Below are 25,580 nucleotides of genomic sequence, written 5' to 3'. Positions count from 1 at the left end.
CTCCTTAAATTGACAACTTATTGATACGCTTGCCACCGTACAGCAAGTTCACGATTGCTCGTGTTCCCACAATAGCAGTGAACATTGAAGTCGCCACACCAATACTCGTGGTGATCGCGAAGCCCTTGATAGAGCCAGTGCCCACTGCATATAGGATGATCGCAGTAATCAACGTAGTCAGGTTTGCATCGATGATACTGGAAAACGCGCCTTTGTAACCTTCATGAATTGCCTGCTGAACTGTACGGCCATTACGCAACTCTTCTTTGATACGTTCGTTGATCAATACGTTCGCATCCACGGCTACAGCAAGTGTCAGAACGATACCGGCAATCCCCGGCATAGTCAGAGTTGCTCCCGGCAGCAAAGACATGATACCGACGATAAGGACTAAGTTAGCCAGCAACGCACTGCTCGCAATCAGACCAAACTTGCGATAGTAAATCACCATAAACAGAATGGAAGCAATCAAGCCCCACAAACACGCTTCAAGGCCCTGCTCAATATTCTGCAAGCCCAGAGTTGGCCCAATAGTGCGTTCTTCCACAATCTGGATTGGTGCAATTAATGCCCCGGCCCTCAATAACAATGATAACTGGCGGGCTTCGGCCGGGTTACCAATACCCGTAATGCGGAAACTGTTACCTAAACGCGACTGAATGGTAGCGATATTAATAACTTCTTCTTTCTTAACCAAAGTCGCACGACCATTGGCATCTTTCTTGCCGCTGTCTTTGTATTCCACAAACAGCGTTGCCATTGGTTTTTGCAGGTTATCTTTGGTGAAATTAGACATCGCAGTACCACCAGCACTATCCAGAGAAATATTCACCTGAGGATAGCCGTTCTCATCTGTGCTGGAGGTAGAGTCAGTGATATGGTCCCCTGTCAGGATAACGCGCTTGAACAGCACTACAGGGTTTCCATCACGGGTATATTGCAGTTCTGAATCAGCCGGAATGCGGCCAGAAAGCGCAGCATTTTCATCAACATTGGTATTTACCAGACGGAATTCCAAAGTTGCAGTTGCGCCGAGGATCTCTTTCGCGCGGGCAGTATCTTGGATACCAGGTAATTCAACAACAATACGGTCTGCGCCCTGACGTTGAACCAGTGGCTCCGCAACCCCAAGCTGGTTAACACGGTTACGCAGGATGGTGATGTTTTGCTGGACGGCATAAGAACGGGCTTCACGCAGACGTTCGTCACTCATGACAACTTTCAGCGTATTGTTTGCACCAGTAGAAAACACTAAATCACGATGACGCGGTTCAAGATAGCTTTCCGCTTTAGAACGTGCATCGTTGTCACGAAAGCGAACTTCAACGCCGTAATTATCAATTTTTCGGATAGTAGAATAAGCTATGCCCTGATCACGTAACTCAATGCGTAGACTATCAATATTCTGTTCTTGTAACTTGCTCAGTGCGGTTTCCATATCCACTTCCATCAAGAAGTGAACACCACCACGCAAGTCAAGCCCCAGTTTCATCGGCTCAGCACCAACTTTACTTAACCAGACAGGCGTTGCGGGAGCAAGGTTCAATGCCACAACATACTGTTCACCCAACGCTGAGACCAGTGCTTCACGGGCACGGAGCTGAACATCAGAACTATTGAAACGAGCAAGGATTGCTCCATTTTCCAACGCAATGGACTTGCTCTTGATTTGATCTTTTTCTAAAACATTACGGACTTGGTCCAGCGTTTTTTCACTGGCGGCGATGCCTCGCGCGCCAGTGATTTGTACAGCCGGATCCTCACCATAAAGGTTGGGAAGTGCATAAAGCAAACCGATGAGGATCGCAGCGATCAGCATCAGATACTTCCACAAAGGATAACGGTTCAACACGGCAGTTCCCTTCGGGAAAATCGGAAATTAAATAGCTTTCATTGTACCTTTCGGCAAAATGGCAGCAACGAAGTCACGTTTGACAGTTATTTCTGTGGTCTCATTCAGGGCAATCACAACATAGCCAGTTTCAGACACTTTAGAGACACGACCAACCAAACCACCAGAAGTCAGTACTTCATCCCCTTTGGAGATGGAATCCATCAGTTTTTTATGTTCTTTAGTGCGTTTTTGTTGTGGACGCAGGATCATGAAATAGAAAATCAGACCGAAAACAACCAGCATGATAATCAGAGAATATGGGTTACCCTGAGCTTGCGCTGGTGCACCAGCCGCAGCCGCAGCTTCAGAAATAAAAAAACTCATCAAATTTCCCTCATTGTTATCGAAGACAGTGCTATTAAAGACATTGTTATCGAAGATATGTTGTCAAAAATATTGTTGTTAAAAATATTGTTGTCGAAAATATGACTATCGAAAAATCGATAGTTTCTCGATCAAAAACCAGCCCAATATGCTACACATATTGAGGCTGATTAGTCACGTCAAATTATATATTTAACGGCGGAACGGATTTACCGATCTGCTGATAAAACTCTTCAACAAACTGTTCCAGTTTGCCTTCTTCAATGGCTTTGCGAATTCCGGCCATCAGACGCTGATAATACCTTAAATTATGTATTGTATTCAGCCTTGCACCAAGAATTTCGTTACAACGATCAAGATGATGGAGATATGCGCGGCTATAATTCCGACAAGTATAACAGTCACAATGTTCATCCAGCGAAGAAGTATCTTCTTTATGTTTGGCATTGCGGATTTTGATAACCCCTTCTGTCACAAACAGATGACCATTGCGGGCATTACGTGTTGGCATTACACAGTCAAACATATCAATGCCACGACGAACACCTTCAACTAAATCTTCCGGTTTGCCGACACCCATTAGATAGCGAGGCTTATCCTGTGGGATCTGCGGGCATACATGTTCCAGAATTCGGTGCATGTCTTCTTTTGGCTCACCAACAGCCAGACCACCCACAGCGTAGCCGTCAAAACCAATTTCCACCAGCCCTTTTACGGAAACGTCACGTAAATCTTCATAAACACTGCCCTGAATAATGCCGAACAGGGCATTTTTATTATTCAGTTCATCAAAGCGTTGACGACTACGCGCGGCCCAGCGCAATGACATTTCCATAGAACGCTTCGCATAATCCCAATCTGCCGGATATGGCGTACATTCATCAAAAATCATGACAATATCGGAACCCAAATCATATTGGATTTCCATCGATTTTTCTGGGCTGAGGAAAACAGGCGTTCCATTGATTGGGTTGCGGAAATGAACGCCTTCTTCCTTGATTTTTCGCATCGCTCCGAGACTGAAGACCTGAAAACCACCAGAATCGGTCAGAATAGGTCCCTGCCACTGCATAAAATCATGTAGGTCACCATGTAATTTCATGATTTCCTGCCCCGGGCGCAACCAAAGATGGAAAGTATTTCCTAACAGGATCTGTGCTCCTGTCTCTTTCACTTCTTCCGGTGTCATTCCTTTTACTGTACCGTAAGTGCCCACTGGCATAAACGCAGGGGTTTCCACCACACCACGATCAAAAATCAGACGACCGCGACGAGCCTTTCCATCCGTCTTTTGTAACTCAAATTTCACTTAACCTCCAGACATCAGAAAAACAGTCTGATGTATTACAAAAATTTGCACATTCTAATAGCTATTAACGCCACTGTATACGCCAGCCTCGCAATACTCGGTATGTCATATTTTGCTATTCCTTGTGCCATTCTGCCTTTTTTGTGTCACAGTTTTGACACAGTTATTCCAATGTGATTTTTCTATCTATAATAGAGCTTCACACTAAAACAAGATGAAAACGTGATAGAAATGGTTTAGCGATCTGATGTCAGCATTTACAGGATATCAAGAATCTAATCCACCCACCCCACCAGTGATGCAGTGGTTGCAACCTCGCGTTAATTCCATTCAACAATAATCCCATTCAAAAACAGTTAATTATGTAATTACGTGCGCGTATCACAGATTAAGAAAGCATCGATCACATATTAAGTAAAGTTAATTAATATGAATTACAGCACTCAGGAAGGGGAAAAGATGAAAATTTTTGTTATTAACCTTGAAAAAGATAACGATAGAAGAAAATCAATACAAGATCAGTTACAAAAGGTAAATCTGAATGCTGAATTTATCAATGCAGTATATGGAAAAGGGCTTACCAATGAGCAACTCCACAAGGCATGCCCTGATTTTGATAAAATATCTCTGACTCTTGGTGAAGTTGGGTGCTCAATGAGCCATATTAGTATATATAAAGATATGATAGATAAAAATATACCTATTGCCCTCATATTAGAAGATGATGTAATTTTTGATAATAGTTTAGTATCAGTATTATCTCATTTAGATAAAGACTCTCAATCTTTTAGTTCAAATCCATATGTTTTTTTATTGAATAAAACCAATGAGTATTTTAACTCATTCAAAGAACCGTTAATTGATAACTACGATATTGTCAATGTAATTGATTCAGCTGGTACATTTGGGTATGTATTGAACTTAACCGCAGCTAAAAAACTATATCAATATCTACGGCCTGTTAGATTTGCTGCCGATGAATGGAAGTTGTTTAGAGAACGGGGTATCATTAAATTAAAAGGGATCGTCCCTCCAGTAATTCATCATTCCTCCCTTTTCTCTTCAAATTCTTCGATCGGGAAAAGAAAACACGCCCTAACAGACTTAGACAAAAGCAATCGGAAGCGTGCAATTATCACCCAAATAAAATTGGCTCTATGGCGAATTTCCATTCGATCTTGGATGAAGAAAATCAGACCTTAGTAAGTAACTAAGGTCTTCCTAATTATGCTGTTCGATACCAACCCATTAGCATAATATAGGAGTTGACAACATCAACTCCGTTGCCGCTACCCGTTTCTGATGTCGTGCCATTAATACTATGAGTATGATCACCATTCCATGATGTATTTCCTGTCCAAGTTCGGGATGCATCAAATGTAGTCCGTTCTTTCCATTTATCAGTGTATTCCACTCCCGGTTGACTTTGACCATTTCTAGCAAATGCCCCACCAAAAATATCGTTCCCATGACTAATAACACTCGGTAGGTATCCAGTAATATTCATGCTGCCTCTGTTATGACTATGCCCACCAGTATTACTTGTATTTGCACTAAAAGTATGGCCATGCTTCGGCAATTGATTAACTGATAGCCATTTCGTATCACTCCCCCCAGTTGATAACAAATTCGAACCATTAGCCGCAGCTAATCGAATAGTTCTATTTTCACCAATATATTTCCATGATGTTCTCGGAAATAAATTATTTGGATTTTTATTCTGTGCAAACCACAAAACAATCCCGACAGGATACAATAGGTCAATAGAAACAGCTCTGGCTAATGCGTCAGTGACCGCTTTTTGACTCATGACCAGAGAGGCATTTTGTCCGGTGTTCTGCGCAATCGCAGATTTATCCAGTTTCCCATTCACAATGGCATTTGTCGCATAATCCCCTTTTGGTTGATAATTCCCCCTCGGTTGGTATTTGCCATCACTTTCCCCTCTGGTGTAACTATCCCCTCTCAGTGCATAGTTCCCAGCGCTCTGGTAGTTCCCTTTCGGCTGAAAACGGTTATCGGACTCCTCCTTGCCATAACTGTAGCCCGCAGGGGTATAGTTTCCCAGCGGCTGAAACTTTTGATTCGCCTCTTCCTTGTCATACGCCCCCACATCATCCGCGGTCAGATCTGCTTTCAGTTCCACCCACGCATTGCCGGTTTTCGGCTCTTCCTTATTATTTTCTATCCGTGATTGCCAGAGTTTTTGTTTGTGGTACACCACCGCGCGTACAGGGTAAGGCTGGGCTTCCGTTGTCCACTGTGCCGCGCCGTACACCTGCATTTCTCCGACGGCTTCCGTGATATCGTGGAACATGCCGTTCATCTTTTCCCGTTCGATATCTTTCGCAGCCGGATCGGTGTTCTGGTCACGTTCGTAATCGTAGCCGTAGCCCTGTGTGTAGGAAACCGAGCCGTCTGGCTGGACTTCATTGGGAATAGAAACCCTGTCCCCTTGCGCCGCGAAGGGGGTTTTGAATGTTTTGGTCATGCTTTATGCTCCGAAGTTACTGCTTAAGTAGTTGGTGTGTTTGCGGCCGAAGCCAAAGGCTTTTTTGGTGACAATGCGGTATTTCACGCCGACGCCAGAGGGACGGGGCATCAGGTCAAAGTTCTCCAGCAACACCCGCAAGTTTTCATCCGGGTTGAAGTTGAAGACGTAATACATATAGGTCATGTCGAGCGGGTCAAGCACAAAGACTTTGCTCTCATTACGCCAGAAGAAGCGCTCTAAAAAGAGATTGATATTGGTGACGGTCGGGCTTTGCGTCAGGTTGAAATAACGCATACGAATGATGAGGCGTTTTTGTTCCGCCGTGAGCATCAGGGTGTAATCCGCGTTGCGCCGGAAATTTCCCGCGAAGTTGCGTTTTTTGCCGAACCCAATCCCAATTTTAGTTTTATCACTGGGGGAAACATCAATGCCCAGCGATACATCGAGAATGCGCGCCCAGACCGCCAGCCCGAAGTCATTGGCGGTATCAATATTGAAGACATCGTGATACCAGTTACGCCAAAACGCCACGTTACTTTGCTCAAAGTAGGCGGCTTTGCGGGTCGCCAGTGTGTTCAGCTTTGGCGCGTTTTCGTACTGCCACAATATTGCCCGTAGCAGGTCAGAATGAAAATCCAGTGTCTGTATCTTCATGTGATCACCACCTGTACCGAGCCACGATGCAGCCGCGCCACTTCATTCATTTTGATGGGGATAACCCCCACTCCCCACGCTTTGCCATCGGATGACAGTTCAACATTGGTAATAAACAGGCGCGGTTCAATGGCATTGATGGCGGCGGCAATTTCAAACGGGGAGACTTCACGTCCGACCACCAGCCCGTTATCGCCGTCAATTTCCCCCCGTACCCACTGTTCCACGGCAGAGGGGATCAGGCTCTGGGCGTCAATAGTGGATTTTTTCACCGTTACCCGACAAAAAATAACCTGCTCAGACGGGCGGTCAAAGCGGATCTCGTACTCCTGCCCGCTGACCCGTTCTATGACGTTCACCACTTCCTGCCCGTTATAGGCCGCGCCAATGGTTTTGGTGCGCAATAACGCCCGGGCGATTTCTTCGCGGTCGCCGCCTTCCACGCAGACATAGACACTGTGCGGCAACAGTTTGATACCATCGACCGTGATAATCTGGGGCGCATAATTTTCCCGGAACGACAGGGAGTTTACCCCCTCCAGCTCAAACAGGGACGAGGTGATCGCCTCCCCCACGCTGACGGTATTTTTTGCCAGTGTCTGCTTGCGCCGACGCCGGGCACTGATATCGGATTCCGCTTCCCGCCCGACCACGGCATGAGCCGGATTATTGACCGTCTCCCAGCCCAACACCGAACTGGCGACCCGTTCAAGGTGCCCGGCCTTGCATTCAATCGCACCCGGCCTGACCGCCCGCATATCGCCGGTGGTTTTGCCGTCCTTGCCGATAATCAGGGTGCTGAGGGTTTCAAACAGGGCACCGGTCACCGATTCGGCCTGCGCCCCTTGGGGGATAATCGTCTCCGGCACACCACCAAAAGCAACATTGGCGAGGTAGGAGCGGGTGGCCGCAAACCGGCTGCCCCCCATCAGCGCCCAGATCGCATCTAAAAAGATACCACCGGCGATATCCGGGTTAATCTGGTTGGCGAGTTCGGCATTATTACGCACCATCGCGTCACGGTTCTCGGTCTCCATCGTCACCAGTACGCCTTGCGGGGTCTCCGGTGACAGATCAATGTCCTGACCGAACGCGGCGTGAAAATCATCCTCGACATCCTCGCGCAGCGCGGCGGTATCCGGCACAATGACGCCCTGCCGGGTAATGTAGTGATAATCAGCCATTGAGGGTAAAACTCCCGTAAATTGAGCGGATCACGGCACGGTAATATAATTCGTTCTCCGCAATCTCTGCCTGAAAGGAAACAATTTCCTCCACCCCGGCCACTTCGTGTATGCGTTCACGGAACGCCGCTTCGAACATCGGAATATCCGCGTGACGCCCGAACGTGGTTTTCCAGTAAGGAATGCCCTTATCCACCTTGTGCAGCATTTCCCCCCGTAAGGCGCGGGCATAGTGGAGGCACAGGTTTTCAACGGCGTGTGCATCACGCACCACGGCCAGATTGCCGTCATCCCCCAGCATCAGGTCGTTGTTCTCATCCACGGCAAAGGTGATCATAGTGGTGCTCCTGTGTTGCCATTACCAGTCTGTACACCGCTGTGCTGATGGGTATCGCCGATATTGCGTCCGTTATGGCGCATCGTGCCGCCGTAAGAGTCACTGTTACCGTTGACCGCGTGATTGCCGTTGATGGTGACATTGCCCGTAAACAGCGTTTCCGGCGCGTTGACTTCAAACCTAGGCGTATCCAATACCGCTTTATCGCTGTGCAGAGACAGGCACACCGAACCGTCCATTGACTGAATGACCAGTGCATTCAAGTTGTTGCCGTCAATCGCCCAGCTCTTAATCGTGTCAGGGAAAAACATCGCGTCGCTGAACGAATGCAGCCGGGCAGTGTTGGGCTGGTCTTCCTGCCCGCCGCGCTGGAATATCAGGCTGATATCGCGGTCATTGGCTTTCAGCCAGCCAACATCACCGGGTTTCAGCGGCACGCGCACAAAGAAGCCGCCACCGCCAAAACGAAAGACCGGAATGTTATACACGGGCGCACGGGAGACCGTTTGTCCTTCCGTGGTGGCCATCATCACCAGCGGCTTAATCACGGCTCGGTTGGTCTGGTCGTCATAACTCACGACCGTGGCAGGCAGCATGTCCTCCACATTCAGCATCAGGTTACGAAAGGCCGCCATAAACTGCCCCGCGAGGCTGCCTTCGCTCGCGATATCGCTATTCGGTTGATTCATGGTTTACGCTCGCTTACAGGTTGCCGTATAGAAAAAAGCATCATCATGGGAGGCGATATCGAATTTAAGCTGTTCGATAATATAATCGCCGTTCAGGGATTTATTCAGTTTGCTGTCAAGGCGCAGCATCCCGCCGAGAAAAGATTCACCGTCAATCAGAAAACTGACATCCAGCCCCTTTTCGGTGGCTTTGGGAATGCCCACCATGCCGGTTTTCATGGTCAGAATACGCAGGCGGTTTTTGAGGGGCTGGTGGCTGTCTTTGACATACAACACCTCATCGTCAATAAAGGCTTTGACATGACCGGACTCCTGCAACCGTGCAATTTGGGACAATGCCGCGCCGCAGTAATACCAGTTGGCAATGTTTTTATCCGTAGCCTGAAAATCCAGCTTCACTTTACAGTCGTCGGCAATGCCCTGCGCAATCTCAGACAACTTCTTCATCGCACCCCCGGATGAGGAAACAATCGTACCCGCGTGGCTGTTCCCCGTTTTGGCTTTCAGGGTCAGGGTCACATCGGGCGGGGACGCAATTTCCGCACTGACGATATCGCCGACAAACACCCGGAATAACCCCGTATTGAGCCGACCGGCTTCCAGTATCAGACGCCGGGGTTGCTTGCTTTTGGTGTAAGGGCTGGTTTGGGTCAGGAGAAAATTGCGGGTATCGCTGCTCAGGCCGTCGATATTGACCGAGCACTCATTTTGCAGGGGATTGGCGTACTTGGTGCCGGAAGCCGAGATGCGCATCCCTTCGTACCAGTTGAGCCGCCCGCCGACTTCAATTCCCAGCCGGATCCGTCTTAGGTCTATCATCATCACTCCAGTAAATCAGGGTTTGGGTGGATTCGAACTTCTCCCACCACGGCAATTCGTGGTTTTCCGTGAGCAAAGCAAAGTTGCCTGCCGGACTCAAATAGGCGTAAGGGATCAGGCTGGCATTCGCCACCAGCCGCGCGCCTTGGATCAGGGACACTTCGTCACGCTGGATATCGCACAGCATGGTGTGACGGGCGGCTTTCAGGGTAATGACCCAGTTCACGCCGTCAAGGGTCACCGCCAGCCGCTGGTTGGGGATGGCCCGCAAGGGAATTTCGCGCATCATTTACCTCCGAACAGGGGATCGCCGTCCAGAATTTTCACCGCCACCGATTTTTTCTGACCTGCCACGTCTTTGGTCTGGACATTGCCCCGGTTGACCGTGCCTGACTGCGTTTTTTTCGCCACCCGGCGCGGCGGCAGTTCGCCATATTCCGGCTCGACCGTGCGCCACTCGCTGAACCGCAGGGACAGCTTGACCGCGTCCGCCATTTCCGGCACTTCATCATGAAAGAAGTTCACCAGTATCATCGGCTGGTAGGTTTTAACCCGCGTCTGGATACCCACTAACTGATGAGTGTCATACGCCTGTTGCATGGCCGAAAAGCTGTTTTTCAGTTCACCGGTGAGCAGCAACTCCATGCCAATCTCGACCGCTGCCACCACAATATGATCGCTGCGGGTTTCCCCGTTCTCGACCTGAAATTTTGTGACTTTATGCTCATCCCGCACGCTGACCTGTACCGGGCTGGCACTCTCAAACAACGTGGCAAAGGTATTGACATTAAAAATTTTCACTTCGGTGATCATTTGGCAACTCCCGTAGCGGTTTGCTGGCCCAAGTTCTGCATCTGGTTCGCCAGTGCCCCATTGATATCTTTTGCCACCCCCTGCGCATCCGTGGCTTGTGTATTGACGTTCACTTCTCCTATCTGGATATTGTTTTCATTGGTCTGGTGTGACTGGTTACTGATGGCCTGACTGGTCATCGGGTTCAGGGGATCCTTTGAGGCGGCGGCAAGCTGCTGATTTAATTTTTCCATATCGGTACGGAACGCGTTTTTCTCGGCCTGTTCGCGGTTATCAGGCGGCGGGATAGCTGTGGCAATCTGACCGTCTTCATTGACAGACCGTTTCACCACTTCGACTTTCTTGTCATCGCCAAAACCAAACCAGCCTTTCACGGTACTGATACCTGTCGAAACGGCATCCAATCCATCACTAATCCAGCCAATCACTGTCTTGACCTGATCCCACATCCATTTGAATGCACCGACCACGGCATCAGAAACGGTATCAAACACGCCGCTGAACTGGCTGCCCCAGACAATCAAAGGGGCAATCTGTTCAAGCAGCCATTTAAAGAACGCACTCAGCTTCTTGTCCATGTAATTGAATGCATCGACCACCAAATCCGCGACGAACTTCACCGCACTTTTGAGATAGCCAAACAACAACTGCCACGCTTCCCACAAGATCATGATGACTTTCTTCAGCATCGGGTACTTATCAAGCAGGCGTCCGATCATCGAATCATTGCCGGCGATAAAATTCATGATGTCGTCGTAAACAAGAGCGAACGCGGCCGCCAGCAATGCAATGATGGCAACAATGGCCAGAATGGGCCACGTGGCCGCCAGTGTTGCAGCGGCGGCGGCTAACATCGGGGGAACATAGTAAGCCGCCACCGCAATACCCACCGCCAGAAAGAAACCGATAATCAGGTGCTTGTTGGCCTTGCAGAAATCGATAAACGTCGACAGCCATTCCATGCCTTTGACAAGGACGGGGATCACCATCTCCAGAAAGCTGTTTTTCAGCAAGCCGGAAGACTGCCGAAATTTGTTCATCGCCGCATTGAATTTGATGGACTTCTCAATGCTCTCTTTGGTGATGCCAGCGTACTCTTTCTGAACCGTCAGGGTGCGCGCCAGTTCCTTGCGCCCTTTCATCATCAGTTCAACGGTTTTCTCATCGGACACCCCCAGCCCGGCAAGCGTGGCTTTGGCTTTGTCGAATTTCATCCCCTTCACTTTATCGGCGGTGGCGAGGATTTTTTCCATGGCATTCGTGGTGTGACCGAATGATTTCGCCATCGCTTCTAAATCAGACTGTGCCGCTTCACGCGAACCGCCCAGCTCAGCCAGTGCGCCGCCGAACGCATCCACATCGGCGGTCGCCATCCCAATTTTCTGACCCAGTTTATCGAGGGCTTCAATTTCCTGCGAACGTGATACCGCATCCGAAAAAATTGCGCCAATGCTCATCACAATGCCGACGGCGCCCAGCGCCTTGGTGGCGAAACCGGCGACCGATTCCCCTGCGGCTTTGTATTTACCTTCCGTTTCCGTCAACATCCGTTGTAAATGGCTTTGCGCCTTGGCTTCATCAATGGCGGCCTGAACACCTTTGGTACGCATGGTTTCGATGAATTTGTTGTAGTCTGCCTGTAGCGATTCAACAATGGCCTCAACGGACTCCTTGGCCTTGGCATTCTTTTTCTCAGCCTCTGTCAGCGTGGTCAGTTCGCCATTGAGGGCGGCCAATTCCCCCTGCAATTGTCCATATTGGGTATTGAGTTGCGCCAGGGTCTCACCGCTGTTCTGCATGCCCTGGCTGGCCTGTTCGCGCTGACTATCAAGGGCTGAAATAGCGCCCTCCAGTTCACTGATACGCGTACGTACCGATGACAGTTTTTCGTTGGTATCACTGATGTTGACGTCAATGTCAAATGACTCGCCACCGGAGACCGCCTGTAATGAAGCGGCCAGTTCCTGTACAAAAGTACCGAAGCCACCCGCCCCCGCTTCCGCGGCTTCCTGTGCGCGTCGCATATCGGCAATGATGTCATCGGTTGAACGTCGGAAACGATCAAAAGCATCATCGGCCTGACGGGTATCAAATTCAAATATCTGGACAAACGTATCCATCAGGGACATTTATCGCTCCTTTGAAGCCGCCAGCGCTTCGTTATAACGGTTAGTAATGGCGATTTCCCACAGATCAAACGCCTCTTCTAAATCTATTGACGTTTTGAGTTCCGTGAGGGTGGCATATCCTGCGCTGACGATGACGGCAAAGAAGCCATCAGCGTTTGGATAATCGACGGGAGTGAACCTTTGATTTTGTCCAGCAGGAATTGGAGGAAACCGCGGCTCCCGTCGCCCCCGAAAAAACTGGTGTTGTACCGCAGCATTTCGAGTTCCAGACGGATCAGGGCTTCGCCGTCGGGAACATGGTTATCAATCAGGGTCTGGGTTTTGAGTAGGATCTCCTGTCCGTCCCGTTCAACGGCCACATAGCGCAGCATTTTCAGCATCGCTTCATGGCTGATGTCGTAGTCGCCAATCTTTGGTGCATTGGACAGCGGGTATTTCGCCAGAATCTCCCGCCCGACCGTGGCAGGCAGGCGGCTGATAATAAACGTATGCTCTTCACGGTCTGCATCCGTGACGATAATTTCTTTCGGCTTGATTAACATGGCAACCTCAGTAAAAAAGGCGGGAAACCCCGCCAGAAAAAGCGATTAACGCGCCCGCGTGCGGTCGAAGTCCTGAAAGACAAAGGTGTACTGTTTGCTTTTGAGCCGTCCGGCACTGGCGGCCGAATTGCCCCGGCTGCCGTTGGTGATCTTGCCGTTACGGGCGGTGGTAGTAGAACCATCGCCATATGAGGCGACTATCGTAATAATGTCCCCTGCATGCCGGCGTCCCCGCTTAGCGGTATTGGCCTCCAGCAATATCGACAAGTTTTCATCTTCTTCGCTGCCCGCCAGTACATTGATAGTGACGGCTTGTGGGGTCGGAGCTGACCAGGCCACCAGATTACCGTTGATATCCATCCCCGTTTGCGCAATATCGACCGCGGGTAAGTCCAGCGGGTCGGCATCGTCAGCAAACTGGGTGATCTGAATGCCCGACGGAAAGGTTTTGGTGGCCTGAATAACCAGACTCAGGCCCGTGGCTGATACATCATTCATTCTCTGTTCCTTATACCAAGTTGTGAGCGCCTTCGACCTTGCGCACCCAGTCGCCCTTGCCGTAAATTAATATGTACTTCATCACATATTCGGGTAAATCGGAGACGCCCGTGTTCTCCACAATCTGGGTGTTATACCAGTAGCCTTTGTCCTGCACGTCGTGCCACGCCAAATCATCACCGGAGGCATCCGCTATGGCGATTTTCTGCACTTCGGTTAAGGTTTTGCCGGGTAAAATCGTGCCGTTATTGAGCGCCTTGGTCACCGCTCCCGCAATGACGGCCAGCGCACGGGCTTCCCCGTCTTTATTGGCCGGGATACCGCGCGTCGCCATCATCAGAGAGAACCATTGTTGGGTGATATAGGATTTCAGCCACTGCTCATTGGCATGGACGCTCATATCCAGCGGATTAGACGCTCCGCCGCACAAAAAGCCGCGCTGGTAGAAACGGATTTGCGACCCCGCCACCGCCGTTTCGCCGTAATAGTTCACTCGCAGCTTATCCAGCTTATTGGCATCCAAATCGGTACGGATTTGTGACGGGAATGTCACCCCAAACTGACGGTACATATAGTTAGTGGTGGCGTTAGTGCGGTCGTAATCGGTCGCTGCCATGATCGCCATGGGTAACGCCTGTACAAAGTGGTCATCGTCGGTTTTTAGGTTCAGCCCTGTTGAAGCCGTCCCCATCAATGCCGCGCTCCAGTCCTCCGCTTTTTCAGCAGTGACAGTCAAATGTAGCTGATATTTGACATTTTCCCCGGCGATGTATTGCGCCAGCTCTGCCGCCTGCGGTAAGGCCAGTTCCGTGAGGAACGTAGCGCTGCCGAAGGAGTCAGATACTTTTTCCGCCGCCATAAAAGCATCCAAAGGGGATTGTGCCGCATTGCCGAAGGAGCGTTGACCGGAAGACAGCCCCATCGCCTCCGCCAGCACGGAGTAAATCACATCGATGTCCGCTTTTTCCTGCACACCGCCAGTCAAGACAAAGGCGCTGTCCATCGCATTAAAGGTGATATAGGCATTGGCGAACTGGGGCGTTTTCTCGGCGTTCAGCTTAGCTTGTACGGCGGAGCCGACATCGGCGTAAGAGGTGACTTTGGACAAGTCAATGTCACTGAACACCTTCATCATCCCGCCGATGGTCACGGTGATGGTGCCGTCCACCAGCGTCTTAAGTTCTTCCAACGGGGCCGCTTTAGCCCCATAGACAGCCGGTGCACGGCCTATCGGCTCATACGCAGCAATCTGCAATTCTTTCGGCTTGCTCACCGGCGCGGGGCTGACGTAACTGAAATACTGACGTGCGAACTTGGCTTCCAGCGAGCCAGCACCCAGCAGTTCATCAACCTGACCGCTGGAAAATTCCAGTACCTTGCCCGCCGGAATTTTGGGATGAGTCGAAAAAAGCCGACCCGTGAGTTTACGCATGGGTACGCTGGATGCGCCGATCACCGCACTGGCGATATCGACATATCGGGTTTGTTTAATGGGCATAACGAAACCTTATGAGTTTAGATTCGGTAAATATCGGGATACAGCGCGTTAACGGCGGCTGTGTTAGGTTTGATTTCGCGTGAATGGGTGATTTTCACATCAAAGGAGGGTGACATTTCATAGTTACCCTGATCGTTAATAAAAAACGGGGTGCGCAGGTTGCCGGCGCGCTGGACACCAATATGCTGTTTGCGCAGCGCTTCCACAAAAGGCAGCGAGTTAACCATCATGCGTACCGTCGCGGTGATATCATTGGCGGTCAATGCCTGAACCGTGCCGACCCCCTGTACCTGTAGCGTTTTCTCCACCCACTGGGTTTCGCGGTGATTGGCGTCGCGCCCGACAACGTGATAATTTCGCCCCTGCCAGCCCTGTGCGGCTTCCTCAATGGGAAAGAACATCACAAAGCTGTCTTCCCGCCCCTGCTTGGTGGACTGGAAGCCCGCCACCACCGGAACAGCGATCCCGGCCTCATTTAACTGTTTTAGCAGTTGTGCGCGAATGGCAATATAGACCTCGTTATCCGTCATGGTCACCGGCCTCGATGCAGATCACTGATTTCCAGCCGTCTTGTGCGTACCAGTCGGCATCCCCCATAACATCATAGCGGCGCCCGGCAAACACCAGATAATCGGGTGCCGCCCCCCGTTGAATGTTACTGATATCATGGGAGGTATAGAGCTTACGGTAGACTTTCGCCGTATCCAGCCCCATTTCCTGCACATCCTGCGTATCCACCGCCTGCCAGCTTCCGCGAACAGTGACAGGTTCATGGTAAACATTCTCCCATTGCCCCAGATCGTTTACTTGACGCGCCTTAAATCGATACCAGCTCGCCGTCTGTTGCGGGATATAGCGCGAGGCTATCCGGTGTAAATTGCCAAACATTATTTGTCCTCCACAGCGAATGTCACTGCCTGTAGCATCTGTCCGGTATCCACCAGCGGCTTATTCGTCGCTTTGCCCTTGCTGTGACGTCCCGCTCTGGCTGCGACCGTGCTGTCTTTCAGCGGCGGGGTAGCAACCGCCTGAATAGCCCGCTTGATATCTCCGGCGGCGACACTGCCGACCTGTACCAGCCCGTCAGATACCGAGATATCACCCTTAATGGCCGCCTGAGCTGCACGTGACAGTAAATTACCGTACTTGGCCTGATTCTCGCTCATCGCCGGACGCATAAAGGGACGGGGCGGAATGCCGCCTTCGGGGTAGCCCAGTTCCTGAATGGCGGCTACGTAAGCGATCGGGGTGCCATCGGGGTATTTGGCATTCTCAAAAAAACCGACTTTCAGTTGCTTGCGAGCCAGTTCGTCATACACCTGTTTCAAATGCGCCAGTTTCGGGTTCATCGCAATACCCTCCCGTGATTGGGAAAACGCCCGCCCACGCTGCGAAATGCTGAACGCTCGCCACCGCCGCCGACATAGAACGGCGCACGGCCACAGCGATTGAGCAACGCCAGATACTGCTGACCAAAAGGCGTAAGATTAAACCAGTGCGACGTGTTCGACCCCACCGGCGGTGCCGTAAACGAAACGTTAACACTGCCCATGGTGGCAGCCGTCACGACGCCCGTAGGCGATTCACCCTGTGCGATAAGCGCCCGCAGTTGCAGCATGTGGGCCACCACCAGCCTCCACAGTTCATCGGTACAGACTCTCCGGCAGGGCGAGAAGTAGTGACGGGCAGAGTCAGCAATAATAAAAACTTCATCATCGGGTGCGGATTCAAACTGCGGATACAACACCCGAAACGCTTTCAGGGGGAAAGTATCCGTTGTCATTATTTGCCCTTACCTTTATTGGCTATCGGTGTGTCCTTACCTTCGGCTTCCAGTGATTCCGGCGTATCCGGCGCTGACTGGTCGCTGGCTTCCATATCGGACGCCACTTTTTCCGGATCAGCTTTACGGCTCTCTACCGTGATAAAGCCATTTTCCTTGTGTAACTGGAAAACATGATTGTCTTTCAGTTGCGCGTACTGTTCCGCACTGACTTCGGTCACCCGCCCGCGCGGGGTATGCATGGCCTTGGTCATGATATTGGCCTGACCGTGAATAAATACTGTCCCGTCACGTACCGCGTAATTCTGGTCGTTGGACAGGGTGCAATAGACATAGAGGGATTGGGACATGAAAGACTCCTCTTGAATTGAAAAACAGCGTGCCCCCTTACGAGGGCCGCCATTCAAATACCGGTCAGGCGGGTGATCGCCCATGGACGGGTCACAAAAATACCGGCCGTGGCATTGGTGGCATCTTCCAGATAGCCTTTGATGCCATTTTCCGAGCCGAGCAGCTGATATTTGACCGGAACCACCTGTAACAGAGTGGCATTGGTTGCCGTCGAGCCATCGTCTACGCTGTCCGCGAACAGGTAGGTAATGTTCGCGCCGCCGTTGGCTTCGCGGAACTCTGGCGAAAACACAAATCGCAGGTTCGGGTAGTTCTCTTTGACCCACTGCATCACCGTTTCCCCCCGCGCCACCGGATTGGCAATATTCAGCACTGAGCGATACCCCAGCGGCAACACTTGCGTAATCGCGGTATCATCCTTGATGCGTCCACCCGATGACAATTCAATCCGGGAGAACATGGCGGTAATGTCGGCGGTGATCTCGGCAAAGGTCGCCGCCGGCCATTTCTTCTTGGCCGTCTCATAGGCGGGCAGGTTCGGATCATTGAGCAAACCAAATACCCGTGTTTCTGCACTGTTAAAACCAAAGTAACCGGTACGTTCACGGGACATTTCCAGTGATTCAGTGGCGGCATGGCGTTTTTCGGCGGCTGACTCAAACCCGGCCGCACTCTGGCGGGCTTCTTCCAGCTTGCCAACCCTGAAACCCTGCTCATAACGCACGATACCGCGATTTTCAATATCGTTTTCATAGCTGGCAAACGGAATATTGGTGTGATCCCCGTACAGCTCGGCTTTCGCCACAGGTGTGGACACATTGAGAATAATCTCTTCGTGGTGCCATTCTCCCGCCGTCATCACCCCCGTGATTTCATCCAGAATGCGGATACGGGTCGCGGTGCGGATAAGTCCCGGCAACACATGCTGCAACATATGGCGCTGGATAAAGCCCCCCGCGGCGGCTGGCCCGGTTAAGGCCGAATCCATTGCATGTAACCCACCAAAACCGATTTGCGCCAGCTCGCCATACGTCCACTTCTGGTCAGCCGTCACATTCAACGGGCCATTCGCGCGGATCTCTCTGCCTGACAGATAAAACTTCTCTTGACTGACCGCCATGTTATTCTCCTTTTGCTGCGGTTGGGTATGGAATTTCAGTCAGACGAATAGCACACAGATGCGGGCTTTCGGCTGACTCCAGATGACGGGACACAAAGCCGATAACCCGATCTCCGGTGGCTGGGGTTTCTTTGGCGTGTAATTTACCGTCGGTATCAAAGATGATAGGGGCATTGATACGCGAGATGCCGGTTTCTAATACCACATTGACTTCGCCCATCGTCAGAAATTCGCCGGTGGTGCCGTTACGTGCATACAGCTCACCAATACGGTACGCTTTCGGGTTAATCATGATCCCGGCAAACGGGCCATTGCCGCCCACCCGCACCGACTCAACATTGAAATCGCGGTAGGTGTAGGCCAGCCCGAACAGGTTCTTGGTTTCATCCCGGGAGGACAGTACGGCACTGGTTGCGCGGATGGGGCCAGAATGGGAGGTTTCCCCGACCACGCCGCTAACCAGTCCGTTGAGAATACTCTTAGGTATTGCCATTATTGTTTACTCCACTTGTCTTTAATCGATTGCTGGGTGATTGTTGCATCCATTGCCGTGGTGGGTTTTTGTGAATCGGGGACACGACCGTGCATCCACGCATCCAGCGCAATGGTTTCCTGCCCTTTCTGGCAGGGAATACCGAGCTGTTTTATGCCGTATTCCGCCACGCCCTTCTTGGTCATGGTGCTGTGGTCAAATACCCCGACAAACGGTATCAGCTTGTGCGCCAGTTCATCACGACCCGCCAGTTGCTTAATCATCTCGCCCGTGTCCAGAGTGGGCTTGGCTTTTTCCAGCCGGTTCATTTTGCGTTTCAGCAAGGCAATATCATCCATTGCCTGAATGCCCCGGCGCAGACGTTTAACGCGACGGTTCAGGCTGTCTGTGGTGGCTTGGTCAAGATGTTCTTTGACTTCTTCGATCGCCTGCTCTGCCGCTTCAATCGCAATCTCGGCATTTTCCACCGCGGCCGGTTCACCCGTTTCGGCCGCTTCGGCGGCAGTTTCGGCTTCTTCTACCGCATCTTCGGCTTTTTTCTCTTCGTCCGAATCCGTCTGCTTTTGTTCAGGATCTTCGTCGCTGACTTCTTTTTTATCGGGGTCTTCATCTTTCGCCGGTGCCTGACCTGCGACAGCCGCAGCAATCAAGGCCTGTAACTGTTCGAGTTGCTCCGGTGTAAAGCCGTTGTCAGTGGTGTTCTCTTTCTTGTCTTGCTCTTCGGTAGCCATAGTGACTAACTCCCTCGTATCGATAGTAATAACGTGATCCTGCACGGCAACATCGGGGCCTGTTCGCCCCTCATCAACCAGTGCAAGGTGATTCGCCCGGATATCCCGCTGGATAGCGTCATAATGTTCGCCCTCAAACAGGCCGGAGGTGAATTCATAACGGCAGCGATAGCCCGGTGACAGCTCAATCTTGCCATTCTGAATCTGGTTCAGGGCGGCATTGGATAAAATTTTGATATTACCCTTGAGGTAGGGGTAATCGAAGTAGACGTTTTCTCCGATCACGCCCTCAATGCCTTTCTTCTCGGCGGGTGTGCCGTCTCTGCCCAGCATTTCGTGTTCATCCACAAACGGCATCAGTCTGAACGAGTTCAGGGTGGCCTCGCTCTCCAGTTCTGCTTGTGGGCGGAGTACCCGATACAACTGGTCAGGGTTCGGCGCGCCAATTTCTGCCCCCAGATAATCAAAAACCCCCACTTTTGAAATGGGGTTGTCTTTCACTTCCAGCCAGCCGTTCAGGTCATAGGTTCGTTTACTCATGTCATGCGTTCTCTCCAAAATCCACAACCGGCGTCCAGAAACATTTGCAGTTCGGCAATTCGCCGGGCAAACCGCGCTGGCCTGTCCGTTCATCAATAATCGGCGGGTTATCCAGATCGAAAATCTGGCCGTCCAGTTTCTGATGCAACTGACGGGGTTCAGCACTGCCGCCGGAGTGATGCCAGACGGCCTTACGGATACCCGCCGACTTCATGCGCTCATAGTTAGCGGCGGTGGTAATTTTGCGGGTCTGGTCTACCGCAATAAACTGCGCCCGTTTTTCGGTTACGCCGCCAATGTGCCGGATTTCCTCCAGCAAGGTTTTCGAACCTTCCCCCGCCTGACTAATAGAGCGCAGCGCCGCCCCTTCAATACGAAAGTGGAACTGTTCAGGGATGGATTTAATCAGGGCGACGTTTTCCGCCGTGGCTGCTGTGATCCGGTCTTTCATCGCCTCCGGCATCGTAGGGGTTTTGATGGTCAGTCCGCCGGAGAGTTGCTTAAGGGAATCCTCCAGATTGCGCTGGGTGTTCAAATCGACCTGACTCACAAACTTATCAGCCATTCGATTGGCCTGTTTGTTAAAGATGCTGTCCCAGCGACGTTTCAGCCGGTTCAGCCAGATACGGGTCTGGCTGGCAATACTGGCATCCGTCGCCACGGGTTCGAAGTCGTCCTGTAATTGGGTTAATGCCTGTTCGTAATCCTTAAGCATCCGTTTGATTAATCGTGACAAATCACGCTGGTAACGGTCGGCTGAGGCTGCCGGATAATGCAGCGGCTGGCCCTTCATGACCGCCTGTCGCTGTACTGCCCAGCGCTCCCGCTTCGATTTCAGGCGGATTTTCTTCGCCATACTCATCCTCATTAATCTCTAAACCGAAGTAACTGGATTCCTTATCCGCCGCCAGCTTTTGGCGGATATCCTGACCATCAATCGCGCCCACGTTGGCGTAGTTAACCGCGGTCTGGGAGTCTTTCAGCTCAATCTCGGCATACTCCGCCGCCGTCGGGCTATCCAGTGGCTGCCATGAAATGCTGATATCCACCACCGGCAATCCCTCACTGCGCAGCAAAATGTCATAATGCCGCTGTAACAGATCTTCCAAGTCATTAGCCTGGATACTTTCCAGTTCCTCGCGATAGCTGGCCTCTTCGTATTCGCCGGTGGCATTAAAGCCTTTGGGTGTCGTTCCCAGCAACTTAGTGGCAGGCACGTTCGCCGCCGCCGCCACCAACTGATATTGCGTCATGATGGTCGCGTCCAAATCCGCCAGTGAGGTATCGAACTGTTGAACCGTATCCTGACTGCCGGTGACCTGAACGCCGTAGTTATCGCGCATTGCAGTAAAGTAATCGATGTTTTCCGCGATCACGTTTTTATCGGCGTTTACAGCATCATTCATACCAATGGTCAATAATCGCTTGGTCATCGCCAGTTGGGGAGCTTCATTGGCGGTACGCTCTGAGGCATAAACCCGTTCGTAGACGCGCTCAGGCACCGACACGCCGAAATAGTTATAAGTCGGCTTAAGCACATTCGGCACAGGGAACGGCACGAACTTGATCAGGTGCGACTTGTGATAACGCCGCCCGCCTATCTGGTAGTAAGTCGGCTCATAAAAGTTCAGCGACGCCGGATCTTGCACGTTATCGGCGGTGAGTTCCGGTGTCACCCACTGGGGATCAATCTGCTTAATGCCCTTATACGAGCCTCGCGCAATGCCATCGGGGTTAAACGGATTTTCGTAGAAGTCCTTGGGGTTGGACGTCTCGATAACAAATAACGCAATACGCCCACCGTACACGCGCCCGAAGTGTATCAACTCTTTCATGGCCTGATGGAGTCGGTATTTTTTATCCTGCTTTTTCAACTGGTCGATAACATCGCTGTCTTCACAGTCGATTTCATACCCCTGCCGGATGGCATCGCGGGCAGGCATGTTACAGGCTTTGTCCACCAGCCAGTGCTTGGCGATCACCGCACACATGTTGTTGCTGATAAACATCTGATTGGCATACCACGCCGCTTGTGCTTCGGGAACGCCGTAAACGCTGCCGGTTTTGAATGACGGGATAGTGCCATCAATGGAATCCATCGCTACGCCTGCCATCGTGGGCTGGGGTAAGTCCAGCCCCTTAAAACCGCGCTCTTTTGCCAGTCGCGGATAGAGGTCTGTTGAAAATGCTGATTTTTTAATGGGGAGTGCGGCGGGCTTTCGTTTTGAGAACGGCCACATAAAAATTACCTCTTGGTTGTAAAGAAACTCCCTTTCTTCTGGTACAGGTCGCGCAGTGCCTGTGTCATGGCGTCCACCACATCATCATGCGCGCCCACAGGGAAGGCGGTGATTTCTTCCACGAACTGCGTCACCCACGGGGTAATGTCTTTGTGGGGCAAGAAGATATTTCCTGCTTCCCACTCTGCGGTCACTGCGTGGGCACGGGCGACCTTACTGCCGTCTGGCTCAACGGGAATCAAGCCGGATACCGTGCTTTTGAGGGTATCAATAACCGCTGTTCCGTTGGCTTTATCTTCCACCAGCTTACGGCGGCCTTCGGGAAAATCACCTGCCATCTTTTTAACCGCTTTCAGGGTAGCAGTGAAGCTCATGCGTGCCCGAACCTGATGTAACAGGTAGGCATTAGCACCTTTTTTGCCCCAGACCTGACCGACCACATAGTCCGTGCCTTCACTGTCCTTGAAGGTCATATCCCAGCTATGGATAACCTTGTCGAACTTCTCAGGCAGATCTTTCGGCAGGTAGTAGTTAATCCAGTCCTCTTTGAAAATCGTCCCACCGGAGGGTTTCGGTGACTGCTGATACATGGCTGACCAGAAGTAATCACCCAGAATGACTTTCGTTTCTAACAACTTGTCTATCGGGTGCAGTTCGGGAACGAGTGCCCCACCGTGTTCGTTAATGGCAGGAAAGGCGAGCACCTTAGCTTTGGGGGTGATTTCAATTACTTTGCCGGAGAGATCATCGGTTGCCCAACGGGTGGCCATAATGATCTCTCCACTGTTTTTCGACAAGCGGGTTTTAAAGGTAGAAACATACCAGTTCCAAATGGCATTCTTGGTCGTCGGACTCAATGCCTCTTTTGAGTTCTTGATGGGGTCATCAATAATACCCAAATCAACCTTTTTACCCGTTAATGGCCCACCGACACCCGCCGCAATATAGGAGCCTTTATTACCTACAATTTCGAACGTGTCACTGTTGCGCTTTGCCATCGTCTCAATAGTTACAACTCGTTTCGGGTTGAGCGATGATGCTGGGAATAGGTTGCGGTACTCATCACTCATCATGATACGCTGAACATCACGGTTCATGTCTGAGGCAAGGTCTTTACCATAAGACAGGCCAGCGACACGTTTGTCTGGATACCTTCCGAAGAAATACGCAGGCAGGTAACGCGAGACAATATCCGATTTCCCATGCTGAGGGGGCGCACCCAATATCAGGATCGGACGCTCACCCGCCATCATATCAATGAGAAACTCGTCCAGCGCCGCACAAACCTGCCGAGAGAAATCACTGGTAATGTATTCAGGGTTTATGTACTGAATGAACTCGTGCAAACTGCGTCGGGCAATCTCCCTCTCAATAGCGTCATCCAGCATTGCATTATCAATATCCATGTCAGCACCAAAAGTGAGAGAAATGAGCCGTTCGCACCAAAATCACCATGAAATGATTTTCGCGTTTTCGTTAACAAATGAGTAACAAATAAAACCCCTGAATTAAGTAAGTAGATGGCGACTTTTCCCCGTTTGGATAGCAAATTTGCCTGAGTTGAAAGCCGGGTGTTCGCCTAACCGCCATTATGTTAAATAGGACTACTTTTCCCGCTTTTTTCTCAGTGCCTGCAATTGCTCAAAACTCAGGTGGCTGAGGTCGATATTGTTCGGGGACATAGTGCCATCGCTGGACTTATGATCAATCTCCTGCTTCACCAGTTCGCCGTATTTCTTCGGTGCAACTTTTGTGATGAACCATTTGCGAGTATCGACCCGTAATTTTGCTTTAGCGACCTCCGCCGGATCAGCGATGCAATCGTCAGCAATCTCAAGTGTTTCTTCGATTAGCGTTTCTGCCTGAACCTCACGCGCGTGCGCGTATTGGTCTCGAAAGCTGTCATGCTCCCTTAGCCATCTGAACACAGTAGCCTTGGCGGGCATCCCCGGACGCTGGCAAATACTCCTTAAACTTTCACCTTCGGCGAGCAATGCACAAATATCGTCAGCCACCTCCGGTAAATAATCAGAGGGGCGACCGGTTTTCTTTTGTGCCATTGCTTATCTCCTTAATTGGATTCAGAACAAACAACTGGTTCGATTTATATAACCCCCTATCGGGGCGATACCACCGAAGCCCAAAACTTATACAAACCTCTGTCAAGCACCCGCGAAAGGATGCTTTGGAGAATTTTGTATTCCGTTTAATTTTCGTTCTGTTCTCTCTGATACAATTGCGGAGCAATTGCATCAAGCCCTCTTGCTCTTCGGCTTTTCTGTTGAATACTTACTGGCCCATGCCTTGGCAACATTCAGACAATCATCAAACGCCTTGCCTTTCCTGCTGGCTGACCCCGAGCGGTGATAGTGTTCTACGGCTCTATCACTCGCCATTCCTGCAATAGATGAAGAAAAGCCGAGCTTGGTTAACTCGGCCTGTACGTTCTTCGCGATAAATTGTTCATTGTTCATGCGGGTTCGCCTTCATCGGAAAAATCATCAAAGCCGGGTAATGTAAGCTGTGATAATTCAAGGATGGCCTTTTCTGCCTTGCGGATTTTCTTAAGATGACGTTTACGCAGGTTCATTAAATCACTGCCTTTCTGACCAAAGTTTTCATATGACCACTTATTGGCAGACACCAAACGATTTTGCATCTCACCAATAGTCAGCTCTTTTAGACTCTCCATATCCATCAGGGCTAAATCCTGTGGTTTATGCTCTTTCTCTGCCAGATCGAGTAACCATTTGCGAAGAGCTTTAGCGACTTTGGTTTTCGAGAGCATTCCTACAAGGTGAGCACCACGCAGTGAATAAATCCTGACTGCTTTATGCTGTAACCCATTGATTTCACCGCTGACCGTCAAATTGACGACCGTGGTCATATCCGGTGAAAACTCATCTTTGTTCCGATCATAAATCCTTGAAACTGAATCTTCACGAGCATACTCCAGAAGCTCAGCCATCTGTTTACCCGTAAACCAAATCTTGCTGTCGCCGTTATCAAACGGAACGATTTCGTGCTCTTTAAAAGTTAATGCTGTAGTCACGATGCTTATCCTTAACTTAGGTAATGAACCTTTGCCGCAATAGGAAATCAGCCCATCGAGTAGCATCAGTTCTAGCTGATTCCTCA

Annotated in this window: 30 protein-coding genes; 1 reads left to right on the top strand and 29 read right to left on the bottom strand. The window is 50.7% G+C overall.

Annotated elements, in window-relative coordinates; all coding sequences use genetic code 11:
- Positions 1-4 precede the first annotated feature (4 nt).
- From secD to tgt, 3 genes are all read right to left on the bottom strand, one after another.
- Positions 5-1,852: a protein translocase subunit SecD gene (gene secD / locus AACQ81_RS02950; protein ID WP_237386239.1), complete on the bottom strand. Its 1,848-nt coding sequence runs from the start codon at positions 1,850-1,852 to the stop codon at positions 5-7.
- A 27-nt stretch (positions 1,853-1,879) separates the two neighbouring features.
- Entirely contained in the window at positions 1,880-2,218 is a 339-nt protein-coding gene (gene yajC / locus AACQ81_RS02945) for a preprotein translocase subunit YajC (protein WP_237386238.1), read from the bottom strand.
- A 184-nt stretch (positions 2,219-2,402) separates the two neighbouring features.
- Positions 2,403-3,527, bottom strand: coding sequence for a tRNA guanosine(34) transglycosylase Tgt (gene tgt, locus AACQ81_RS02940; protein WP_237386237.1), 1,125 nt, complete (start codon positions 3,525-3,527; stop codon positions 2,403-2,405).
- A 459-nt stretch (positions 3,528-3,986) separates the two neighbouring features.
- Between tgt and AACQ81_RS02935 the strand changes: the two genes are divergently transcribed.
- Complete coding sequence (locus tag AACQ81_RS02935) at positions 3,987-4,730, top strand: glycosyltransferase family 25 protein (RefSeq protein ID WP_237386236.1); 744 nt, start codon at positions 3,987-3,989, stop codon at positions 4,728-4,730.
- Between the two features lie 22 nt (positions 4,731-4,752).
- Here AACQ81_RS02935 and AACQ81_RS02930 read toward each other — a convergent pair whose 3' ends face one another.
- The 26 genes from AACQ81_RS02930 to AACQ81_RS02805 all read right to left on the bottom strand — a co-directional run.
- Complete coding sequence (locus AACQ81_RS02930; RefSeq protein WP_237386235.1) at positions 4,753-6,018, bottom strand: phage baseplate protein; 1,266 nt, start codon at positions 6,016-6,018, stop codon at positions 4,753-4,755.
- Positions 6,019-6,021: 3 nt separating this feature from the next.
- Positions 6,022-6,675 (bottom strand): DUF2612 domain-containing protein, encoded by a 654-nt coding sequence (locus AACQ81_RS02925; protein ID WP_237386234.1) that lies wholly within the window; start codon positions 6,673-6,675, stop codon positions 6,022-6,024.
- Positions 6,672-7,859: a baseplate J/gp47 family protein gene (locus AACQ81_RS02920; protein ID WP_237386233.1), complete on the bottom strand. Its 1,188-nt coding sequence runs from the start codon at positions 7,857-7,859 to the stop codon at positions 6,672-6,674. The genes AACQ81_RS02925 and AACQ81_RS02920 overlap by 4 nt, the downstream gene beginning before the upstream one ends.
- Positions 7,852-8,196, bottom strand: coding sequence for a hypothetical protein (locus AACQ81_RS02915; RefSeq protein WP_237386232.1), 345 nt, complete (start codon positions 8,194-8,196; stop codon positions 7,852-7,854). The genes AACQ81_RS02920 and AACQ81_RS02915 overlap by 8 nt, the downstream gene beginning before the upstream one ends.
- On the bottom strand, positions 8,193-8,885 hold the full coding sequence (locus AACQ81_RS02910; RefSeq protein WP_237386231.1) for a Gp138 family membrane-puncturing spike protein: 693 nt from the start codon (positions 8,883-8,885) through the stop codon (positions 8,193-8,195). Before AACQ81_RS02910 ends, AACQ81_RS02915 begins: the two co-directional genes overlap by 4 nt.
- A 3-nt stretch (positions 8,886-8,888) precedes the next feature.
- Positions 8,889-9,704 (bottom strand): baseplate hub protein, encoded by an 816-nt coding sequence (locus AACQ81_RS02905; protein ID WP_237386230.1) that lies wholly within the window; start codon positions 9,702-9,704, stop codon positions 8,889-8,891.
- Entirely contained in the window at positions 9,670-9,993 is a 324-nt protein-coding gene (locus AACQ81_RS02900; protein WP_443089529.1) for a phage baseplate plug family protein, read from the bottom strand. Before AACQ81_RS02900 ends, AACQ81_RS02905 begins: the two co-directional genes overlap by 35 nt.
- Complete coding sequence (locus AACQ81_RS02895; protein WP_237386229.1) at positions 9,990-10,517, bottom strand: phage baseplate protein; 528 nt, start codon at positions 10,515-10,517, stop codon at positions 9,990-9,992. Before AACQ81_RS02895 ends, AACQ81_RS02900 begins: the two co-directional genes overlap by 4 nt.
- Positions 10,514-12,646: a hypothetical protein gene (locus AACQ81_RS02890; protein ID WP_237386228.1), complete on the bottom strand. Its 2,133-nt coding sequence runs from the start codon at positions 12,644-12,646 to the stop codon at positions 10,514-10,516. Before AACQ81_RS02890 ends, AACQ81_RS02895 begins: the two co-directional genes overlap by 4 nt.
- Before the next feature lie 83 nt (positions 12,647-12,729).
- The gene (locus AACQ81_RS02885) at positions 12,730-13,188 is read right to left on the bottom strand and encodes a hypothetical protein (RefSeq protein ID WP_237386227.1); all 459 of its coding nucleotides are present in this window, start codon (positions 13,186-13,188) and stop codon (positions 12,730-12,732) included.
- A 45-nt stretch (positions 13,189-13,233) separates the two neighbouring features.
- Positions 13,234-13,686, bottom strand: a complete 453-nt coding sequence (locus AACQ81_RS02880) for a phage tail fiber protein (RefSeq protein WP_237386226.1) — start codon at positions 13,684-13,686, stop codon at positions 13,234-13,236.
- Positions 13,687-13,696: 10 nt separating this feature from the next.
- Complete coding sequence (locus AACQ81_RS02875; protein WP_237386225.1) at positions 13,697-15,184, bottom strand: DUF3383 domain-containing protein; 1,488 nt, start codon at positions 15,182-15,184, stop codon at positions 13,697-13,699.
- A 17-nt stretch (positions 15,185-15,201) separates the two neighbouring features.
- Positions 15,202-15,714, bottom strand: a complete 513-nt coding sequence (locus tag AACQ81_RS02870) for a phage gateway protein (protein WP_237386224.1) — start codon at positions 15,712-15,714, stop codon at positions 15,202-15,204.
- Positions 15,704-16,072: a phage collar protein gene (locus AACQ81_RS02865; RefSeq protein ID WP_237386223.1), complete on the bottom strand. Its 369-nt coding sequence runs from the start codon at positions 16,070-16,072 to the stop codon at positions 15,704-15,706. The genes AACQ81_RS02870 and AACQ81_RS02865 overlap by 11 nt, the downstream gene beginning before the upstream one ends.
- Positions 16,072-16,533: a hypothetical protein gene (locus AACQ81_RS02860; protein ID WP_237386222.1), complete on the bottom strand. Its 462-nt coding sequence runs from the start codon at positions 16,531-16,533 to the stop codon at positions 16,072-16,074. Before AACQ81_RS02860 ends, AACQ81_RS02865 begins: the two co-directional genes overlap by 1 nt.
- Positions 16,530-16,967 (bottom strand): DUF4054 domain-containing protein, encoded by a 438-nt coding sequence (locus tag AACQ81_RS02855; RefSeq protein ID WP_237386221.1) that lies wholly within the window; start codon positions 16,965-16,967, stop codon positions 16,530-16,532. Before AACQ81_RS02855 ends, AACQ81_RS02860 begins: the two co-directional genes overlap by 4 nt.
- A complete protein-coding gene (locus tag AACQ81_RS02850) occupies positions 16,967-17,317 on the bottom strand; it encodes a hypothetical protein (protein ID WP_237386220.1) in 351 nt (116 codons plus the stop codon). Before AACQ81_RS02850 ends, AACQ81_RS02855 begins: the two co-directional genes overlap by 1 nt.
- A gap of 53 nt (positions 17,318-17,370) precedes the next feature.
- Entirely contained in the window at positions 17,371-18,438 is a 1,068-nt protein-coding gene (locus AACQ81_RS02845; RefSeq protein WP_237386219.1) for a major capsid family protein, read from the bottom strand.
- A gap of 1 nt (position 18,439) precedes the next feature.
- Positions 18,440-18,931 carry a structural cement protein Gp24 gene (locus tag AACQ81_RS02840; RefSeq protein WP_237386218.1) on the bottom strand — a complete coding sequence of 164 codons (492 nt, stop codon included), beginning with the start codon at positions 18,929-18,931 and terminating at the stop codon, positions 18,440-18,442.
- Positions 18,931-20,202: a DUF2213 domain-containing protein gene (locus AACQ81_RS02835; protein ID WP_237386217.1), complete on the bottom strand. Its 1,272-nt coding sequence runs from the start codon at positions 20,200-20,202 to the stop codon at positions 18,931-18,933. Before AACQ81_RS02835 ends, AACQ81_RS02840 begins: the two co-directional genes overlap by 1 nt.
- A 1-nt stretch (position 20,203) precedes the next feature.
- The gene (locus AACQ81_RS02830) at positions 20,204-20,917 is read right to left on the bottom strand and encodes a phage head morphogenesis protein (protein WP_336885671.1); all 714 of its coding nucleotides are present in this window, start codon (positions 20,915-20,917) and stop codon (positions 20,204-20,206) included.
- 22 nt (positions 20,918-20,939) lie between these two features.
- Positions 20,940-22,442 (bottom strand): phage portal protein, encoded by a 1,503-nt coding sequence (locus tag AACQ81_RS02825; RefSeq protein ID WP_237386215.1) that lies wholly within the window; start codon positions 22,440-22,442, stop codon positions 20,940-20,942.
- A gap of 5 nt (positions 22,443-22,447) precedes the next feature.
- Complete coding sequence (gene terL / locus AACQ81_RS02820; RefSeq protein WP_237386214.1) at positions 22,448-23,848, bottom strand: phage terminase large subunit; 1,401 nt, start codon at positions 23,846-23,848, stop codon at positions 22,448-22,450.
- 198 nt (positions 23,849-24,046) lie between these two features.
- Positions 24,047-24,502, bottom strand: a complete 456-nt coding sequence (locus AACQ81_RS02815) for a terminase small subunit-like protein (protein ID WP_237386213.1) — start codon at positions 24,500-24,502, stop codon at positions 24,047-24,049.
- Between the two features lie 192 nt (positions 24,503-24,694).
- Entirely contained in the window at positions 24,695-24,916 is a 222-nt protein-coding gene (locus AACQ81_RS02810; RefSeq protein WP_237386212.1) for a hypothetical protein, read from the bottom strand.
- Positions 24,913-25,580: BRO family protein (locus AACQ81_RS02805; RefSeq protein ID WP_336885670.1), on the bottom strand; the 668-nt coding region annotated here is incomplete at its 5' end. The genes AACQ81_RS02805 and AACQ81_RS02810, both read right to left, overlap by 4 nt.

It is taken from the genome of Xenorhabdus sp. Sc-CR9, from assembly GCF_963897815.1.
Lineage (GTDB): Bacteria > Pseudomonadota > Gammaproteobacteria > Enterobacterales > Enterobacteriaceae > Xenorhabdus.
The sequence above is the reverse complement of the archived record's forward strand: the minus strand, read 5'-3'. Positions and strand labels throughout refer to the sequence as shown.

Excerpts from the sequence above, each read along its gene's own strand:
- yajC (WP_237386238.1), bottom strand. The coding sequence starts at position 2,218 with ATGAGTTTTTTTATTTCTGAAGCTGCGGCTGCGGCTGGTGCACCAGCG.
- AACQ81_RS02935 (WP_237386236.1), top strand. The coding sequence starts at position 3,987 with ATGAAAATTTTTGTTATTAACCTTGAAAAAGATAACGATAGAAGAAAA.
- AACQ81_RS02930 (WP_237386235.1), bottom strand. The coding sequence starts at position 6,018 with ATGACCAAAACATTCAAAACCCCCTTCGCGGCGCAAGGGGACAGGGTT.
- AACQ81_RS02925 (WP_237386234.1), bottom strand. The coding sequence starts at position 6,675 with ATGAAGATACAGACACTGGATTTTCATTCTGACCTGCTACGGGCAATA.
- AACQ81_RS02920 (WP_237386233.1), bottom strand. The coding sequence starts at position 7,859 with ATGGCTGATTATCACTACATTACCCGGCAGGGCGTCATTGTGCCGGAT.
- AACQ81_RS02915 (WP_237386232.1), bottom strand. The coding sequence starts at position 8,196 with ATGATCACCTTTGCCGTGGATGAGAACAACGACCTGATGCTGGGGGAT.
- AACQ81_RS02910 (WP_237386231.1), bottom strand. The coding sequence starts at position 8,885 with ATGAATCAACCGAATAGCGATATCGCGAGCGAAGGCAGCCTCGCGGGG.
- AACQ81_RS02905 (WP_237386230.1), bottom strand. The coding sequence starts at position 9,704 with ATGATAGACCTAAGACGGATCCGGCTGGGAATTGAAGTCGGCGGGCGG.
- AACQ81_RS02900 (WP_443089529.1), bottom strand. The coding sequence starts at position 9,993 with ATGATGCGCGAAATTCCCTTGCGGGCCATCCCCAACCAGCGGCTGGCG.
- AACQ81_RS02895 (WP_237386229.1), bottom strand. The coding sequence starts at position 10,517 with ATGATCACCGAAGTGAAAATTTTTAATGTCAATACCTTTGCCACGTTG.
- AACQ81_RS02890 (WP_237386228.1), bottom strand. The coding sequence starts at position 12,646 with ATGTCCCTGATGGATACGTTTGTCCAGATATTTGAATTTGATACCCGT.
- AACQ81_RS02885 (WP_237386227.1), bottom strand. The coding sequence starts at position 13,188 with ATGTTAATCAAGCCGAAAGAAATTATCGTCACGGATGCAGACCGTGAA.
- AACQ81_RS02880 (WP_237386226.1), bottom strand. The coding sequence starts at position 13,686 with ATGAATGATGTATCAGCCACGGGCCTGAGTCTGGTTATTCAGGCCACC.
- AACQ81_RS02875 (WP_237386225.1), bottom strand. The coding sequence starts at position 15,184 with ATGCCCATTAAACAAACCCGATATGTCGATATCGCCAGTGCGGTGATC.
- AACQ81_RS02870 (WP_237386224.1), bottom strand. The coding sequence starts at position 15,714 with ATGACGGATAACGAGGTCTATATTGCCATTCGCGCACAACTGCTAAAA.
- AACQ81_RS02865 (WP_237386223.1), bottom strand. The coding sequence starts at position 16,072 with ATGTTTGGCAATTTACACCGGATAGCCTCGCGCTATATCCCGCAACAG.
- AACQ81_RS02860 (WP_237386222.1), bottom strand. The coding sequence starts at position 16,533 with ATGAACCCGAAACTGGCGCATTTGAAACAGGTGTATGACGAACTGGCT.
- AACQ81_RS02855 (WP_237386221.1), bottom strand. The coding sequence starts at position 16,967 with ATGACAACGGATACTTTCCCCCTGAAAGCGTTTCGGGTGTTGTATCCG.
- AACQ81_RS02850 (WP_237386220.1), bottom strand. The coding sequence starts at position 17,317 with ATGTCCCAATCCCTCTATGTCTATTGCACCCTGTCCAACGACCAGAAT.
- AACQ81_RS02845 (WP_237386219.1), bottom strand. The coding sequence starts at position 18,438 with ATGGCGGTCAGTCAAGAGAAGTTTTATCTGTCAGGCAGAGAGATCCGC.
- AACQ81_RS02840 (WP_237386218.1), bottom strand. The coding sequence starts at position 18,931 with ATGGCAATACCTAAGAGTATTCTCAACGGACTGGTTAGCGGCGTGGTC.
- AACQ81_RS02835 (WP_237386217.1), bottom strand. The coding sequence starts at position 20,202 with ATGAGTAAACGAACCTATGACCTGAACGGCTGGCTGGAAGTGAAAGAC.
- AACQ81_RS02830 (WP_336885671.1), bottom strand. The coding sequence starts at position 20,917 with ATGCTTAAGGATTACGAACAGGCATTAACCCAATTACAGGACGACTTC.
- AACQ81_RS02825 (WP_237386215.1), bottom strand. The coding sequence starts at position 22,442 with ATGTGGCCGTTCTCAAAACGAAAGCCCGCCGCACTCCCCATTAAAAAA.
- terL (WP_237386214.1), bottom strand. The coding sequence starts at position 23,848 with ATGGATATTGATAATGCAATGCTGGATGACGCTATTGAGAGGGAGATT.
- AACQ81_RS02815 (WP_237386213.1), bottom strand. The coding sequence starts at position 24,502 with ATGGCACAAAAGAAAACCGGTCGCCCCTCTGATTATTTACCGGAGGTG.
- AACQ81_RS02810 (WP_237386212.1), bottom strand. The coding sequence starts at position 24,916 with ATGAACAATGAACAATTTATCGCGAAGAACGTACAGGCCGAGTTAACC.